This window comes from Massilia sp. Masssp93 (assembly GCF_059491295.1).
On record NZ_CP168502.1, the window covers coordinates 2,577,226 to 2,593,564 of the forward strand.

Annotated in this window: 10 protein-coding genes; 8 read left to right on the forward strand and 2 right to left on the reverse strand. The window is 62.5% G+C overall.

All coding sequences use genetic code 11. From position 1 onward, the window contains the following. Window positions 1–414 precede the first annotated feature (414 nt). Both ACEN9Q_RS10670 and ACEN9Q_RS10675 read right to left on the reverse strand, forming a co-directional pair. A complete protein-coding gene (locus tag ACEN9Q_RS10670; RefSeq protein WP_495628369.1) occupies window positions 415–996 on the reverse strand; it encodes a hypothetical protein in 582 nt (193 codons plus the stop codon). A gap of 80 nt (window positions 997–1,076) precedes the next feature. Then, window positions 1,077–3,407 carry a dockerin gene (locus ACEN9Q_RS10675; protein ID WP_495628370.1) on the reverse strand — a complete coding sequence of 777 codons (2,331 nt, stop codon included), beginning with the start codon at window positions 3,405–3,407 and terminating at the stop codon, window positions 1,077–1,079. 174 nt (window positions 3,408–3,581) lie between these two features. Between ACEN9Q_RS10675 and ACEN9Q_RS10680 the strand changes: the two genes are divergently transcribed. From ACEN9Q_RS10680 to ACEN9Q_RS10715, 8 genes are all read left to right on the forward strand, one after another. Further along, a complete protein-coding gene (locus ACEN9Q_RS10680; RefSeq protein WP_495628371.1) occupies window positions 3,582–3,800 on the forward strand; it encodes a hypothetical protein in 219 nt (72 codons plus the stop codon). A 963-nt stretch (window positions 3,801–4,763) separates the two neighbouring features. Further along, window positions 4,764–5,966 carry an AraC family transcriptional regulator gene (locus ACEN9Q_RS10685; protein ID WP_495628372.1) on the forward strand — a complete coding sequence of 401 codons (1,203 nt, stop codon included), beginning with the start codon at window positions 4,764–4,766 and terminating at the stop codon, window positions 5,964–5,966. Window positions 5,967–6,538: 572 nt separating this feature from the next. Beyond that, window positions 6,539–6,667 carry a PEP-CTERM sorting domain-containing protein gene (locus ACEN9Q_RS10690; protein WP_495628373.1) on the forward strand — a complete coding sequence of 43 codons (129 nt, stop codon included), beginning with the start codon at window positions 6,539–6,541 and terminating at the stop codon, window positions 6,665–6,667. A 318-nt stretch (window positions 6,668–6,985) separates the two neighbouring features. Beyond that, the gene (locus tag ACEN9Q_RS10695) at window positions 6,986–8,185 is read left to right on the forward strand and encodes a XylR family transcriptional regulator (RefSeq protein ID WP_495628374.1); all 1,200 of its coding nucleotides are present in this window, start codon (window positions 6,986–6,988) and stop codon (window positions 8,183–8,185) included. 439 nt (window positions 8,186–8,624) lie between these two features. Further along, window positions 8,625–9,860: a hypothetical protein gene (locus tag ACEN9Q_RS10700; protein WP_056446678.1), complete on the forward strand. Its 1,236-nt coding sequence runs from the start codon at window positions 8,625–8,627 to the stop codon at window positions 9,858–9,860. A 114-nt stretch (window positions 9,861–9,974) separates the two neighbouring features. Next, window positions 9,975–13,094 carry a TonB-dependent receptor gene (locus tag ACEN9Q_RS10705; RefSeq protein ID WP_495628375.1) on the forward strand — a complete coding sequence of 1,040 codons (3,120 nt, stop codon included), beginning with the start codon at window positions 9,975–9,977 and terminating at the stop codon, window positions 13,092–13,094. A 262-nt stretch (window positions 13,095–13,356) separates the two neighbouring features. Then, window positions 13,357–14,862, forward strand: coding sequence for a tryptophan halogenase family protein (locus tag ACEN9Q_RS10710; RefSeq protein WP_495628376.1), 1,506 nt, complete (start codon window positions 13,357–13,359; stop codon window positions 14,860–14,862). After that, complete coding sequence (locus ACEN9Q_RS10715) at window positions 14,859–16,337, forward strand: tryptophan halogenase family protein (protein ID WP_495628377.1); 1,479 nt, start codon at window positions 14,859–14,861, stop codon at window positions 16,335–16,337. Before ACEN9Q_RS10710 ends, ACEN9Q_RS10715 begins: the two co-directional genes overlap by 4 nt. Window positions 16,338–16,339 lie beyond the last annotated feature (2 nt).

Below are 16,339 nucleotides of genomic sequence, written 5' to 3' on the forward strand. Positions count from 1 at the left end.
CAGGAAGAAATAGGCGCGTTATCGCGTCCATTATTGTTGACCATCGCAATGTCTCCTTTGCCGACGATATCGGCTGGCTTCGGATCTATCGAAATATCACCAGCTGATGTGTATATTGCGCGCTGCAGCACGGCGGCGATACATCCAAATCACCAAAAAAGGGGATCTCATTTCGTGGTCGACGGCGGCCCTGGGGGCGAAACGGTATCCGGGATTTCCTTGATGTCGTCAACGATTTTCCACGAGACCTACTAGCGAAAGCTCGCTCGACATCGATTTCAACAGCAAGGGGTAAAAGAGAAAACAATCGAAAAATCACACCGCGATGCGCGGTGCGTGCGCCGTGCTTACGCACGGCAATTCGTCAACACATTCCTGTGTCGCATGAGATTGCCGCGCGGCGCACCCAGCCGCTTATTTCCGGCGACGGCGCGCCAGGGCACCGACCACCAGGCCGCCCAACAGCAGGGGCAGGGTTCCCGGCAGGGGAACGGCGGCGCTCGGAGCTCCCACGGACAGGTTGTCGATTTCGTTGTAGGTGCCGGAACCCAGGCGCAGCTCGGTGATGCCGTTCAGCGCCGTGCTCCAGCTGTCGTAGCCTTCGAGGTGGGCGGTCAGCAGGCCGTTGATCGACATGTCCATCCCGTCCGTGTAGAAGTCGAAGCCGAGCAGATTGAAGACGCCGCCGCCCACCTTGCCGACAGTCAGGTACGAACCGGTACCGTTTTCGAAGCCGTCGTGCCAGTTGTAGGTCTGCGGGTCATACGTGCCGTCGCCGATATGGGCCGCGCCGGACGCCGCGTTCGGCGCGTGCAGCGTGACCTGGAAGCCCGACTCCACATAGGTCAGGTCCTTGCCGCTGTAGGCCATGCCGGCCGCCAGCGGGTAACCGTCGCCGTACATGAAGTTGGTCAGGTTGTCGAAGGTCAGGACGGCGGCACTGGCGCTGCCGGCGAAGCACAGGGCGACGGCGGCGATGATGGTTCTAAATTTCATGTAATGCTCCAAATAGGGTGTAATTGATGAAGTACAGCCTGGGCGCCAGAGCCGCGGCTCTGGCGCTCGGGACGGGCGCCTTAGTAACTGAACAGGACGCCGCGGCCGCTGCCGGCCATGTACAAGCGCCCAGGCACGCTCTGGTCGGCCGCCAGTTGGGAAATGCCGCCGTACTGGTGCTTGTCATCGTTGAAACGGCGCCAGGTCACGCCGCCATCGTCGGAGGCGTACACGCCCCACACGCCGTTGACCACGCCCACCACATACACCGAGGCCGACGACTTCGAACCAATCGGTGCCTTGCCCAGCGCGATCGAGGTGGCGCCCCACAATTCGGGGTACGACCATGTCGCGTTGGCGCCCCAGAATGGCGCGAAGGTGCTCAGCTTGGTCCAGGTGACGCCCCCGTCGAGCGAATGCATGACGGCCCGCCCGTCGGCGACCCAGATATCGCCTTCCGCGTTCGGATTGACCGCGATCGACACGCTGGGGAGGTCGGTCACATAATCGCTGGCGAGCTTGAACGCGGCGCTTTCGGTGAACGTATGGCCGCCGTCGGTGGAGGCGTAGAAGTGCTGCGTCTCGGACCCTTTCGCCCACCATGCGCCGCCCGGATTGTAGGCATACACCTTGTTCGGATTCTTGCGATCGGCCACGACCTTGTAACCGCGGTATATCCACGGCGTCGGATCGACAGCCGGCAGGTCGGTCATGGTCCAGGTCGTTCCGTTGTCGGTGCTATAGGCCGGCACCGCATTGTTCGGGGTCCAGATGATGTTGCCCGGTTTGGTGACCGCGACGTTCGACAGATCGCTCTGATTGGTCAATCCTTGCGGATGGTGGCCCGCGAACGGTGTCCAGGTCACGCCCGAATCGGTGGAATAGGCGCCGCCCACGGTGGGGTGGTCCCAGGTGCTGGTGCCGATCGCGGCGATGTAGCTTGGCGTGGACCAGGCCATGTCGGCGCTCATGCCGTTGTTCATCAAGCCAACCGGTCCCAGCGTGGGCGTCTTGTTGAGTTCCGTATAGACCTTCATGCCGATGTCGCCCGAGCTGTTGAGCAGACGGTAGGAGGCGCCCGGCGGAGCGGCCATCAGCGACAGCGTGGCGGTTTCCTCCATGCCGTCGACCTTTCTGGTCCAGCTTGGCTTGGCCGCCGACGCATTCTTCGTTTCCCACACGCCACCGCCGTTCACGTGCATGATGTGCTCGGGATCGTTGGGGTCGATCTCGACGTCGTCCGTCCAGCCGGCCCACATTTCGGTACCCGTGTGCGGAGCCATGGCGGAAATCTCGCGCCAGGTGGCGCCGGCATCGTCGGACAATTGCACAACAGGCTGGCCATCCCAGTTGCCCCAGGAATTGGTGACGCCGAGCGCGATGCGGGTGGTGGCGCCAGTTCCCGACACCGACAGGCCGCCCATGCCGAAGTTGACCCATTGCTCGGCATCATACTTCTTCAGCAACGTCCAGTTGGTACCGTCGAATTTGTACAGCCTGGACGGGCCGGCGGCGCCGGGGCCGGTGTCCTTCGTGAAGGCGACGTACATCATGCCGTCCTTGTTGCGCACCATGTGGGGGACGTACATGCCGGCCGTGTCGGCAGGGGTGGCGATGCCGTTCCAGGTCGCGCCGCCATCGGTGGTCTTGTACATGCTGAAGGTCATCCCGGCCACCGATGCATAGTCCGGGGCCACGGCCGTGTAGATAGTCTGGGTGGCGCTGCCGGTACCCTTGGTCGAGGTGTCGAAGATCACCTGCGCGACGCCGACCACGCCGCTCCAGTGCACCGCGCTGATCTGGTCCTGGGTCATCTTGGTCGACGACAGCGAGCTCACCTGCTGCCAGGTCTGGCCGCGGTCGGCGCTCTTCCACAGGCCCTGGGTGCGCGTGCCGTAGAACAGGATCGTCGGATCGTTGGGGTCGACCATCATGCGCTCGCCGACAGCGCGGCCCGGGCTGTTGCTGCCGGTCGAGAACGGCAGGTTGACGTAGGTCCAGTTATCACCGCGGTCGGTGGATATATACAGGCGCCCGTCGGCCTTGTCCGACACGTACATCCCTGCGCTCATGTAGACGCGCTGGTCGTCGTTCGGATCGAGGGCCATGCTCTCGCTGCCATGGTAAAACCCGTCGCGCACGTGCAAGCCGTCGGTGATCGGCAGCCAGGTCGCGGTGGCGGCGTCCCAACGGTAGGCGCCGCCCACGTCCGTACGCGCGTAAAGGACGTCCGGACTGGTCGGATGGTAGATCAGCCCGGGCACGTAGCCGCCGCCCCCGTATTTCACGTTCATCCATCGGGCTTGCGTTGCCGTCTTGATGGTGGCCGCCAAAACCGGTGCCTGCGCTGCCGGCGAGGCATTGTCGGCGCCGCCGCAGCCGGCCAGCAGGGTTGCCAGGATACTGCTCATGGCGATTAGGCGAATCTTGTTGTTTTGCTTTTTGTACATACTTGTCTCCAGAAGGATGATGAATCGGGTCTTGTAGCTGTGGCGGCAGGAGGCCGCTCTTTTCAGTGCTTGCTTGGCCGGAAGCCGGCAAGTCGCGCTGTCGCATGGGCAATTCAGAAAAGCGCCAATGCGGACGTGCGTCCTTTCGACCTGGCACTTCAGGCCGTCAAGGGCTCGGCCAAAGACACGCCCGGATTGTTCAGGATGGTGTCGGCCTCGACGACGAAAATGGTCGCGGCAATTGCCACCGCCAGTGCGGTTGCCGAGCACCTGGCCTTGGAACGGCATCGGGAAGCCGGCGGGCTGCGCGTCGCGCAGGAAGAACAGGCGCTTTGGCGCGTCCTTTATTGTTGACCATCGCAATGCCTCCTTCACTGACGATATCGGCTGGCTTCGAATCTATCGGAATGTATCCAGCTGATGCGCATATTGCACGCTACGCCGCGGCGGCGATACTTCCAGATCACCAACAATGTGAATCAAATTTCATGGTCGACGGCGGCCCTGAGGACGAACGGTATGCCGGTAGCGGCGCTGCACCTGCTTGACCGGTTTGTTGGCCCCGCCGGCCGAAAAATGACCGGGCGCATTGGTGATTTGGAGAATTGCGGCACGCACGGGGAGTGAGCAGAATGGAGTACCAACCGTTGCATACCATTCGTGCGACCTCGCACCATCCCAGGGGTGCTCTTACAGGCCCTGGGCCTGGCTGCTGCTGCGGCGGCTCGCCCGCCAGCGTCCTCGACCTCCGGCCGGTGCGCCGGTCGTCACCCAGGATCCCGGCGCTCGCCCGCGATCTGGCAAAAGCGCGTCCCAATGCACCTCGCAGATTGATATATGAAGACCATGTGAGCGCGCGATCGGGAAGACAGCAAACGCTCACAGCGCAACTGCCCCCCTTATTGCGCGTTTGCGGCAGGGGAAGTCGCGCTACGCCGCGTCTGAAGCATGGGCTGTCCATCACGGGCAACGATATCGCCGGCAAGCGAAGTTCTTGCAAACCGCCGGATTTGCAAGCAATGCCAGCCACGGTGAAAATCGGCGGTTCGCCCGTGGTGTGTAGGCTGAGCGGTGAGGACGAGCCGGATCGGGTTGCCTGGTTGGACCATTTTTCGCCCTCCATGACCACGCAATGTTTTAGTTTAGGCAATAACTCGCTCAAGAACAGATTTTTATGAGACAGCACGACTAGCACCCCGCCGGAGTTAGCTCGGTCCGCCGCAAAAATACTGGGACCGTACATATCTCGCCTGTTATGATTCTGGGACCGTACCAGTCAAGCCGCGCGGCCCCCGAGATAGTTCAATAAGTATCTATATGCAAGAGTTCTTTAAAAAGGCGCTGCTGGCGCTGATTTTCCTGCTCGTCGTGGACGCGCTGCTGGCGGTTTTTTTTGTTTACATGGCCTTTCCGACAAAGACGTTGCGGCAGGCGCATAAAGATGGCTCCGGCTGGCGTTACGGAACGTATTCCAATGTGGTAATTGGCGGCGTGCCGTCAGTGCGCTTGCACGACATGTCGGATGACCGGCTGCGCTTCGACTTCAAGCTGGAGGACGTGGTCGCGTATCCGATTTCCGCCGGCGACCTGAAACTCCAGGACGGCAAAGGACGGCTTATCCAGGAGGATTGGTCGAAGTTCCATACCATTTCCTTCGTTGCCAAATGTTCGCTGGCCACTGCCTTGTCGTTCGAGGTGTCCGTCTTCGATGAAAAATTCTCCAAGCCAAACAAGTTCGAGACTTACATTCCACCTAGAACGTATTTTTCGTGCAATGAACAAGGCATGGCGGTGACGCTCGACCTGGACCGGCTGCTTATTCCCGAATGGTGGTATGCATCGATGAAGGAGGACTTGGGGCGTCAGGTCGTTAAACTGGACAAGGTCGGGAAAATCATGTTTGGCGCCACCGCTGCTACGCCACGCGATGTCGATATCTCTATTGAAATCAGCGAATTGACTTTGCATGGCCGCGATTACCGCTATTTGGCCGTGCTGGTGGTCATGATCCTGGGTGGCTGGGTGGCATTTGGTGTTTGGTTTTTTCGGGCCCATTCCCGCGCACTGTTGGCCAGTGTCGACAAAAAAATGAAAACGAATTTGCCGTTGGTGGCCTATCGCCAGTTAACCGTCGAACCGTACAAGGACAAGGAGAAGGCGTCGGTCTTGCGGTATATCGGCAACTCTTATACCGATCCCAAGCTGGACCTGGACACGGTGGTGCAAGGGACCGGCGCGACCCGCTATAAAATCAATGATGTGCTGAAATCCGAACTCGGCATGACATTCACCGGTTACCTGAATAAACTGCGGCTGACTGAAGCATCCAGGATGCTGATTGAGAAAAGCGGCGCCGCCGTGTCGGAAATCGCGTATTTCGTTGGCTACTCGAGTGTTCCTTATTTTAATAAGCTGTTCAAGGAAGAATTCGGTTGCTCGCCGAAGCAATTCCGGATGCTTGCCGCCCAGCAGCAGCATGAGCAGCCCGCCGACAGCGCGCCGTCAGAATCACCCGCCTGAACCGCCCCATCCCAACCCTCTGCCTGATCTCGCTCGCTCCAACCACTCAGCCTGATCCGGCTCGCCCCCACCACTCAGCCTGAACCTCCCGGCTGAACGGTTGCCGGTCCCGCGCTCCTGCCAGGGGTGCGCCCGCCGTTCCACCCCTTGCACGTTCCCATTCTTCCGGGATATCCACGACCGCTCCACGATTGGACCGTGGCACGGCGGCCACTTTTTCCGGCCCGCTTGCCCGACCTGTCGCCAGATGCCATGGCGGATTTTCACCGTGGTGAAAATTTCTTGCGATTTCTACCGTTGGCAAAAGAAATTTCGTGGCAGCGATATTGTTGCGCACGAGGAACTGCCTATGCTTGAGACGTGAGCCAGAATCCGCTACCGACCTCCGGCCCCAGACGCAAGAATGTGTGCGTTGCTGGTTGCAGAATGATGAAAGGTCTTGCAGTCCGCTAAATTGTCGGGTGGAAAATGTTCCTCATATATCAAGAAATGCGTCGAGGAAATTGATTTTAGACGTTGCCCGCCGATCGTCGCAGCTTGTAAGTTGGAAGATAAATATAAGGGAGACGGTAATGCAATTGAAGAAGATGGACGACTTCACCACCACCGCGGCCGCCACGGTGCCCGAGCCCGGCGCCCAGCTGATACTGGGGATTGGCCTGCTGGCGCTGGTGGCAGGGCGGCGCAGGTTTGCGCGCTGAAGATCGAGTCAATCCTGGCCTTCACACCCTTTTGCTCTCCTCCACGGCGGGGTTCCGCGGTGGTTTTTACGGGGCAGCTTTGGCTGCCCCTTTTTTTTGGAATCGGATACCGGGCGCTGCCTGGCAGGACTAGCGGGAACCCATCCGCGACGTTCTTGTGGGGTGTGCGATGGTTGAATCGGGGCAGGGCCGGTTGCCTGCAAGCGGGATGTTCTCAATAAAAATAAAGGATGGAGAGACGATCTTGCCCCCGGTTTTTGCATGCGCAAGTGCGGCTGTGATTGTTTTTTCGAAAATGCTTTCAACCATACAAGTAAAATGAAGACGACCAAAGTACACCGGATCGCGCTGTTATTCAAAGCGAACATGATCTTCGATCACGAAGTCATTGCCGGCATTGCCGGATATTTTGGAAATACGCGCGCGGCCTGGGATATCTTCGTGGAAGAAGATTTCCAATTGCGCCTGTCTGGGATCGAGCATTGGCAGGGCGACGGCATTATCGCCAATTTTGACGATCCGGCAGTGGCACAAGCGTTGTCGCGCTGTAGCGTACCGGTGGTGGCAATTGGCGGTTCCTATGCCGACCCGGCCAACTACCCGGCCGGTGTGCCCTACGTGGCAACCGACAATTTCAAGCTGATCGAACTGGCACGCCAGCATCTGATCGATGTCGGCCTGCAGCGTTTCGCCATGTTCAGCGTTCCCGCCACCGAGAAAAACCGCTGGGCGCAGGAGCGCGAGAATGCCTTCCGCAGCCTGATGCAGGGCGACCAGCTGGAAGCGGAGATCTTCCGCGGCCGCGAAACCAGCATCCATTCGTGGGACGAGGCGGTCCAGGGGCAGATCGACTGGTTGCACAGCTTGGCCAAACCGGTCGGCATCGTCGCCGTATCGGACGCGCGTGCACGCCAGCTATTGCAGGCCTGTGTCATCGCCGGCATCGAAGTGCCGGAACAGGTGGCGATCATTGGCATCGACAACGATCCCCTGGTGCGCAAGCTCACCCGCATACCGCTCAGCTCCGTGGTCCAGGGCGCCCAGGAGATCGGGCGCGCGGCAGCCAATCTGATCGAGCAGATGCTGCGCGGGATGCGCCCGCCGACCACGCCGATCGTCGTGCCGCCGGCCGGCATCAAGGTGCAGGCGTCCAGCCAGTATCAGCTGATCAAGCATCCGAACGTGATGCGGGCGCGCCACTTCATCCGCCAGTATGCCTGCCAGGGCATCAAGACCGAACAGGTGGCCAAACATGTCGGCGTGTCGCGCTCGTCGCTCGAAGCCGCCTTTCGCCAGGAGCTGGGATGCAGCGTGCATGACGTGATCCTGAGCTTCAGGCTCAATGCCGCCAAGGCCGGCCTGGAAATCAGCAATTGCAGCATCGAGGACGTGGCGGTGGACAGCGGCCTGACGTCCATCCAGCACATGCATCGCGTGTTCAAACGCGAACTTGGCTGCACGCCGCGCGCCTACCGCGACCGCGTGCTCAGCGAGCGTGGACAGGAGTCGCCAGCGTAGAACCTAACGCGGTTGCACCTCCAATACAGCGCCATCGAAGCAGCTGATTGACCGTTATCGATAATAAAAGCAGGGAGACAGGACGTGCACCTCAAGCTCGTTCAATGCGGCAGCAAGCTGCCCGCAGACCTTTCCAACGTCCGCCTCGCGCACAGCCAGGCCAGGCCGGCCGGATCCGGCCGGCGCGACGCAGGCCGGCCCCCGCCGCCTCCCCGCGCAGCGCGCGTGTTTCCAATCCTGGCACGCTGCTTGTCCTGTGTTTTTGAAAACGTTTACATAACGACAGCGAGGCGACGCCAGTCCATACATCCTTGACCGGGACCATCGTCCATGCCGCCTAGCGGGGCAGGGACCATCTTTCCTTGTCATCGGCGTCGCCGGTGGCGAGCATTTTTAGAAAACGCAATAGAGAGGAAACATTAAAATGAGGAGACATACCATGGGATTCCAGCTTTCGGCCATCGGCCTTGCCTGCGCCACGCTGCTGGTCGGCTGCGGCGGCGGCGGCGCGGCCACGGGCGGCAAATCCCAGTCCATCGAATTTGCTTTCCCGGGCTCGCACTATCTGATGACGCCGGCCGCACCGCTGGTGGCGACCGCGTCGTCCGGGCTGCCGATCACCTTCACGTCGAGCACGCCGGCCACCTGCACCATGGATGGCGACAAGCTGGTAACGGTCAAGGCGGGCGAATGCTCGATCACGGCCAGCCAGGCCGGCGACAGCACCTACATGGCGGCCTCGCAGCAGCAGTTGTTCAATGTGCTCAAGCATACGCAGTTTGTCGACTTTCCCTCGCCCGGCTTCCAGTCGATCACCAAGACCCCGGATCCGCTAGTGGCAACTTCCGAGTCGGGCCTGCCGGTGACCTTCGCCTCGACCACGCCCGACGTGTGCACCGCCAGCGGCACCACGCTCACCCTGGTCTCCAAGGGTACCTGCTCGATCACCGCCGCGCAGGCGGGCAACGACACCTACGATGCCGGGTCTGCCAAGGCCGTCTTCATCGTTGGCGATGACAAACCGCCGGTGCTCACCATCATGAACGGCGTCGAGGCGGTCGACCGCACCGTCGACGGCGATCCGATCAACCGCTGGGCCGGCAGTAGCGTTGACGGCTGGGGTTGCGGCGACCCGAACTGGTGCAGCACGACGTTCAACGCCGCCGACAGCAGCTTCACCTACAAGTACGTGATCCAGACCAAGGACCCCAAGCATCCGTGGGACGGCAGCGATATCGGTGCCTACTTCGGCTTCGACGTGGTTCCCCACGGCGTGAAGGACGGCACCAGCGACGGCCTGCGCGTGAGCAATCAGACCACGATCAAGATCACGCTGGGCCAGAACGACGAGTGGGTCCAGACCGGCAACAATGACCTGTATCTGATCTTCGTGCTGGGCCACGTCAACAATAACTGCAACGTCGCCCCGCACGTGCTGCTCAAACCCAAGGGCGGCGCGGTCGCCACGTATGAAGTTCAACTGAGCGACATCAAGGGCTACGACAACTCGTGCGGCTTGTCGAACCTGAACGAGGCCGACGAGATGAAAAAGTATCCGATCGTCGATTTCAAGGTGTACGGGCCGCGCTCGAACACCTCGGTGGCGGGCGCTTCACCGACCACGCCGGGCTATCCGACCGCGCTCACCGTCAAAGGCCCGATCACCATCCAGTAAGCCGGGGCGCCGGGAAGCGCTCGCGTTTCCCGGCCACCAGGCCAGATATTGCTTCCATGCCGCAGCAGCGCGCGGCTGGGCATTCGAGATTCGATCCAGAAAAGAGATAATGACATGAAGAGACCATTCAAAAAAACCGCGCTGTCCATCGCCGTGGCACAGGCCGCACTCATTTGCGGGGGCGCCGCGTTCGCACAAAGCGCACCGGCGACCGAGGGCGGCGCCGTGAGCACCAACAGCGACGGCACCGTAACCGTCGTGGTGACCGGCCAGCGCGCGGCGCTGCAGTCGGCCGCCAAGCTCAAGCAGAACGCCGAAGAGATCATCGACGGCGTCGTCGCCGAGGAAGCCGGCAAGCTGCCGGACAAGTCGATCACCGAGGTGCTGCAGCGCGTGGTCGGCGTGACCATGGACCGCAACAGCCGCGGCGACCCGGAGCACTTCTCGGTCGAAGGGTCGGGCATCTCGGTGCGCGGCCTGACCTGGGGCTCGTCCACGCTCAACGGGCGCGAGTCATTCTCGGCCGGCTGGCCGGGACGCGAGCTGAGCTGGGGTGACGTGCCGCCAGAGCTGATGTCGGCCGTGATCGTGCACAAGAACCCGCCGGCCGAACTGGTCGAAGGCGGCGTCAGCGGCCAGGTCGACCTGCGCACCGCGCTGCCATTCGATTACAAGGTCGACAAGTTCGCCATCTCGACCAATGCCAATTACAACGCACTGGGCAAGAAATCCTCGCCGGGCGTGTCGGCCCTGGCCTCGAAACGCTGGGAAAACGATTTCGGCCAATGGGGCATGCTGCTGGACCTGTCGGCCAACCGCAGCAACGAGCACAACGACTCGATCCAGATCGACCCCTACTATCCGCGCACCAACGTCGTCGATGGCAAGACCGTCTGGGCGCCCAAGTCGGGCTCGTATCGCACCAACACCTCCCGCTACGACCGCGTCGGCGAGTATGCCGCGCTGCAGTGGAAGAAGAATGGCGTGGAGTCCTCGTTTACCGTGTTCAACTCGGCCTACACCAACAACAGCCAGGAACACGCCCTCTACACCGGCGTCGAGGACACCTACAAGACCAAGCTGAACAATGCCGTGTTCGACGCCAATGGCGTGCTGCAGTCGGCCAGGTACACCTATCCGGGCGGCCAGGGTGCGAACAATTTCGTCGAGGGCGGCCTGGAATTCAATTCGAACTCCACCGACTCGCTGGTCCACTCGACGACCCGCGAACTCGCCTGGAACACCAAGTGGACCGTCAACCGACGCCTGTCGTTCCAGAACGACTTGCAGTGGGTGCACGCCAAGGCCGACAGCACCTACCGCAACATGACCCTGTCGACCTTCGTGCCGAGCATGAACATCAGCGTGAGGGGCAGCGATCCGGCCGAAATCACCTTCGACGACGCGGCGACCCAGTTCCTGGCCGATCGGGGCCATTACTACCCGAACGCCTTTGTGCCGCAAATGGGCAAGGAAGACGGCGACCTGTACGCCTGGAAGGTCGACGGGCGCTTCAAGTTGGACCATCCGGTGCTGCGCGACCTGCGTTTCGGCGTGCGCGTGACCGACCGCAAGGCCACCCACGTCAAGGCCAGCGGCTCGGACTGGTACACCACGTCCCGGCCATGGGAGGTCGCCACGACCCAACGGCCGGGCACCCTGCCGACCTCGGCCGACACCGGGGGCTGGCAGCCGCGCGCCAGCTACGGCTACCTGAGCGATCCGCGCTACGGCGACCTGCTCCCGACCACGCTGTTCAAATACAACAACTTCTTCAACGGCAAGGTTCCGGCGCCGGCGGCGCTGGTGCAACCGACCACGGCGGCGATCCTGGGCTATCCCGATTCCTACGCGGTGGCGAAGAAGGTCGTCCAGTACCAGTGCGAGGACGGCGCCCAGCATTTCGGCACCACGGTGGACTGCTCGACGCAGGGCAACGACTGGACGCCGCTCTCCTACGACGGCGACCCGAGCAAGACCTTCAGCAACCGCGAGAAGACCCAGGCCGCCTATCTGTCGAGCCGCTTCGGCTGGGATGAGGTGCGCTTCCCGGTCGAGGGCAGCGTCGGCGTGCGCGTGGTGCACACCTCGACGACGGCGCATGGCTACACCGTGTTCAAGCCGACCTACGACACCCTCACGCCGCCGGCCATGCCGCGCTTCGGCAAGATCGACACCCCGCTCGACGGCAAGAACAGCTTCGTCGACGTGCTGCCGAGCCTGAACCTGAAGGCAGAACTGAGCGACAAGCTGCAGGCGCGCTTCGCCTTTGCCAAGTCGATGTACCGGCCCGGCTTTGGCGACCTGAGCGAGTACGTCACGCTCAACCAGAACTACAACCAGGCCGTCGGCACCACGCCGGCGAGCGTCACCTATCAGGGCAGTGACACCGGCAACGTCAAGCTCAAGCCGACCCGCGCCTACAGCTATGACGTGTCGCTCGAGTGGTATCCGGGCAGCGGCAGCTCGCTGACGGCCGACGTGTTCTACAAGAAGGTGAGCGACATCATCTTGAATTCGGCCGTCAGCCACAGCTACGCCGACCTGGCCGGCAACTTGCAAAGCTTCATGATCCAGCAGAAGGACAACGCCTCGGACGGTTCCGTGGCCGGTCTGGAGCTGGCAGGGCAGACTTACTTCAACAACGTGCCCGGTTTGCAGGACGTGTTGCCGGAGTGGGCCAAGGGCTTCGGCATCTCGGCCAACTACACCTACATCAAGAGCAAGCAGGAGCTGCACCATCCGTTCGACCAGAAGTACTGCCCGGCGGCCGATTCGTTTAACGACGCCTCGCTCAACCTGTTCGGCTGCGACAGCAACGGTCTGCCGTTCACCACGATGCCGCTGCAGTACCTGTCGCGCAACGCCTACAACGTGGCCCTCATGTACGACAAGGGACCGTTTTCGGCGCGCCTGGCCTACAGCTGGCGCAGCCGCTTCCTGCAGGGCGTGAACGTGAACGGCACCTCGGGCAAGGACGCCACCAGTGCCGATCCGGCGCACCCGGGCGCCACCAACGTGGCCTTCGGCTTGCCGACCTGGCAGGAAGCGACCGGTCAGCTGGACTTCGGCATGGACTACCGCTACAACGAGCATCTGTCGGGTAGCGTCTCGATGACCAACCTCACCGACGCGACGGTTCGCCAGACCCAGCAGCAAGGGATCGGCATGATGGGCCGCGCCTGGTTCGAGTACGGCCGCGGCTACCGCGCCTCGCTGCGCTACCAGTTCTAAGCAGTGGCGGGGCGGCCCCGGGGCAGGGGTCGCCCCGCCGGCGGCGCGCAGGCCGCGCCACCTCGATGGGGGGCGCGGCGGCTTGAAAGGGGCAGCTTCGGCTGTTCCTTTTTATGCTGCGCTGGCGTTGATGGAAACACCAATCGGCAGTGATCGCCCGGCGTTGCGCTACGTTAGCCACGGGCAGAGGCGGTCCCGCCTGCGGGGCCATTGACCAAGTCCTTGCCGGCCTCGGCAAGGCATACATTAGAAAGTGACAACGATGAACGATAATCACATCCGTAAAGTCGTCATCGTCGGCGGCGGCACCGCCGGCTGGATGACGGCCGCGCCGCTGGCGCTCAAGCTGGGCGGGCGCTGCGAGATCGTGCTGGTCGAGTCGCCCGAGATCGGCACGGTCGGCGTGGGCGAAGCGACGCTGCCGACCATCCGCTACTTCAATCACGCCCTGGGCATCGATGATGCCGATTTCGTCAGGAAGACGCAGGCGACCTTCAAGCTCGGCATCGAGTTCAAGGATTGGGGTCATGTCGGCAACCGTTTCTTCCACGGTTTCGGCGACTTCGGCCCGCCGATCGAGCATCGCCCGGCCTATATGTACTGGCTGCGCCTGTCGCGCACCTTCAAGGATATGCCCTCGTACGAGCAATGGTCGATGGCTACGGCAATGGCGCGCAACAACCGCTTTGCCCCGCCGCACGACGAGATGCCCTCCGTGAGCGACGCCTATTCCTTCGCCTACCATTTCGACGCCGGCCTGTATGCCGCCTATTTGCGCGACTACGCGATGGGCCGCGGCGTGACGCGCGTCGAAGGCATGATCGACGGCGTCGAACAGCACCCCGAGACCGGCTTCATCACCGCCCTCAAGCTGCGCGACGGGCGGCGTGTCGAAGGCGACCTGTTTGTCGATTGTTCCGGCTTTCGCGGCCTGTTGATCGAAGGCGTATTCAAGGCCGGCTACGATGACTGGAGCGACATGCTGCCTTGTAACAGCGCGCAGGCCGTGCCCTGTGCCAAGGCCGAGCAGCTCACGCCCTACACGATTTCGACCGCCCAGAGCGCCGGCTGGACCTGGCGTATCCCGCTGCAGCACCGCACCGGCAACGGCCATGTCTACTGCGACGCATTCACCAGCGACGAGGAAGCCGGGCGCGTGCTGATGGACGGCCTGGATGGCGAAGCGCAGGGCGCGCCGCGCCAGCTGCGCTTTACGACCGGACGGCGGCGCAAGTCCTGGATCAAGAACTGCGTGGCCATCGGTTTGTCGAGCGGCTTTCTCGAGCCGCTCGAATCGACCAGCATCAACATCATCGAAGTGGCGGTCGGCTGGCTGGTTGAGTTTTTTCCCCAACGCGATTGCCGTCCCGAGCTGGCCGCCGAGTTCAACCGCATGATCACGGAACGCTACCAGTTTGTGCGCGACTTCATCGTCCTGCACTACAAGGTCACGCAGCGCTCGGATTCGGAATTCTGGCGCTACTGCGCCAACATGCCGATTCCCGATACGCTCAAGCACCAAATCGAGCTGTTCCGCGAAACCGGGCATGTGGCCATCTACGATCCGCAGGGGTTTTCCGCGTCCTCGTATTTCTCGATCCTGATGGGGCTGGGGGTGGTGCCGAAGGCCGACGATCCGCTGATCGACGCCCTGCAGTTCGACCAGCTGCTGGGGCATTTCGCCACCCGCCGCGAGTTCATCAACAAGATGGTCAACGCGATGCCCGATCACGGCCTCTACATTTCCCGGCACTGCAAGGCACCATGACACTCTCGTTCAAACGCATCGTGGTGGTGGGCGGCGGCACGGCCGGATGGATGGCGGCCGCCGCGCTCGCCACCGCCCTGAAGGGCAGTAGTGTCGAACTGGTCGAATCGGACGAGATCGGCATTGTCGGGGTAGGGGAGGCAACCTTTCCCTCGATCCGCAATTTCCACCGCCTGCTCGGTATCGACGAGGCCGAGTTTCTGCGCGCCACCAACGGCAGCTACAAGCTGGGTATCGAGTTCCGCGACTGGCGCGCCGTCGGCGAAAGCTACTTCCACACCTTCGGCGATTTCGGCGAGCTGAGCGGCCCGAACGCGGTGTGGGGCCAGTATCACCGGCTGGGTGAGGCCAGCCTTGGCGCCCTGGGCGAGCAGTGCCTGTCCAGCGTGATGGCCAGCAAGGGCCGCTTCATGGTGCCGCGCGTAGAACACCGCTTCGATTACGCCTACCATTTCGATGCCGTGCTGTACGCCGCCTTCCTGCGCAAGCTGGCCGAGCAACGCGGCGTGCGGCGCACCGAAGGGCGCATCGTCGACGTGGCGCGGCGCGCCGACGGTGCCATCGACCGGCTCCTGCTTGCCGATGGGCGCGTGGTGGCCGGCGACCTGTATATCGATTGCTCCGGCTTCGCTTCGCTGCTGCTGGGGCGCGCGCTGGAAGAGCCATTTGTCGACTTCAGCCACTGGCTGCCGGTGGACCGGGCCTGGGCCGTTCCAAGCGAGCGGATCGGCACCGAACTGACGCCCTACACGCGCGCCACCGCGCTGGAAGCGGGCTGGGCGTGGCGGATTCCGCTGCAAGACCGCATCGGCAACGGCCATGTGTTCGCCAGCCGCTACCTGGACGAGGAAAGCGCGCGCGCGCAATTGCTGCAGCAGCTGGACGGCCCTGCGCTGGCCGAACCGCGCTTGCTGCGCTTTCAGACCGGCCATCGCGCGCGTGCCTGGGTGCACAACGTGGTCGCGCTGGGCTTGTCGGGGGGCTTCCTGGAGCCGCTCGAGTCGACCAGCATCTTCCTGATCCAGCGCGGCTTGGGCAAGCTGATCGATTTGCTGCTCTCGGGCGCGCCGCTCAGCGAGCCGGTGGTGGCCGACTATAACGGCTTGAACGCCCGCCAGTTCGCGCGCGTGCGCGATTTCATCATCCTGCACTACTGCCTGAGCGCGCGCCGCGACAGCGCCCTGTGGCGCGCCATGACGACCATGGAGCTGCCCGACACCCTGGCCTTCAAGATCCACGCCTGGCGCAAGGCGGGCGCGCTGCAGCAGTACGACCTGGAGGGCTTCGATGCGACCAGCTGGCTGGCGATCCATGCCGGGATGGGGCACTGGCCCGAGCACACCGATCCCTCGCTGGGCGACATGACGCGCGCCGAGGCCTTGGCGGGGCTGCAATGGCGCCGCGAACGCATCATCGAAGCCGTGGCGGCCATGCCCACGCATGGCGCTTTCCTGCGCGGCATGCTGGGACGCTGAGT

Bases quoted from the DNA above. Each gene is read 5' to 3' on its own strand.
- ACEN9Q_RS10700 (WP_056446678.1), top strand. From the start codon at position 8,625: ATGGGATTCCAGCTTTCGGCCATCGGCCTTGCCTGCGCCACGCTGCTG.
- ACEN9Q_RS10705 (WP_495628375.1), top strand. From the start codon at position 9,975: ATGAAGAGACCATTCAAAAAAACCGCGCTGTCCATCGCCGTGGCACAG.
- ACEN9Q_RS10695 (WP_495628374.1), top strand. From the start codon at position 6,986: ATGAAGACGACCAAAGTACACCGGATCGCGCTGTTATTCAAAGCGAAC.
- ACEN9Q_RS10675 (WP_495628370.1), bottom strand. From the start codon at position 3,407: ATGAGCAGTATCCTGGCAACCCTGCTGGCCGGCTGCGGCGGCGCCGAC.
- ACEN9Q_RS10690 (WP_495628373.1), top strand. From the start codon at position 6,539: ATGCAATTGAAGAAGATGGACGACTTCACCACCACCGCGGCCGCCACG.
- ACEN9Q_RS10715 (WP_495628377.1), top strand. From the start codon at position 14,859: ATGACACTCTCGTTCAAACGCATCGTGGTGGTGGGCGGCGGCACGGCC.
- ACEN9Q_RS10670 (WP_495628369.1), bottom strand. From the start codon at position 996: ATGAAATTTAGAACCATCATCGCCGCCGTCGCCCTGTGCTTCGCCGGC.
- ACEN9Q_RS10685 (WP_495628372.1), top strand. From the start codon at position 4,764: ATGCAAGAGTTCTTTAAAAAGGCGCTGCTGGCGCTGATTTTCCTGCTC.
- ACEN9Q_RS10710 (WP_495628376.1), top strand. From the start codon at position 13,357: ATGAACGATAATCACATCCGTAAAGTCGTCATCGTCGGCGGCGGCACC.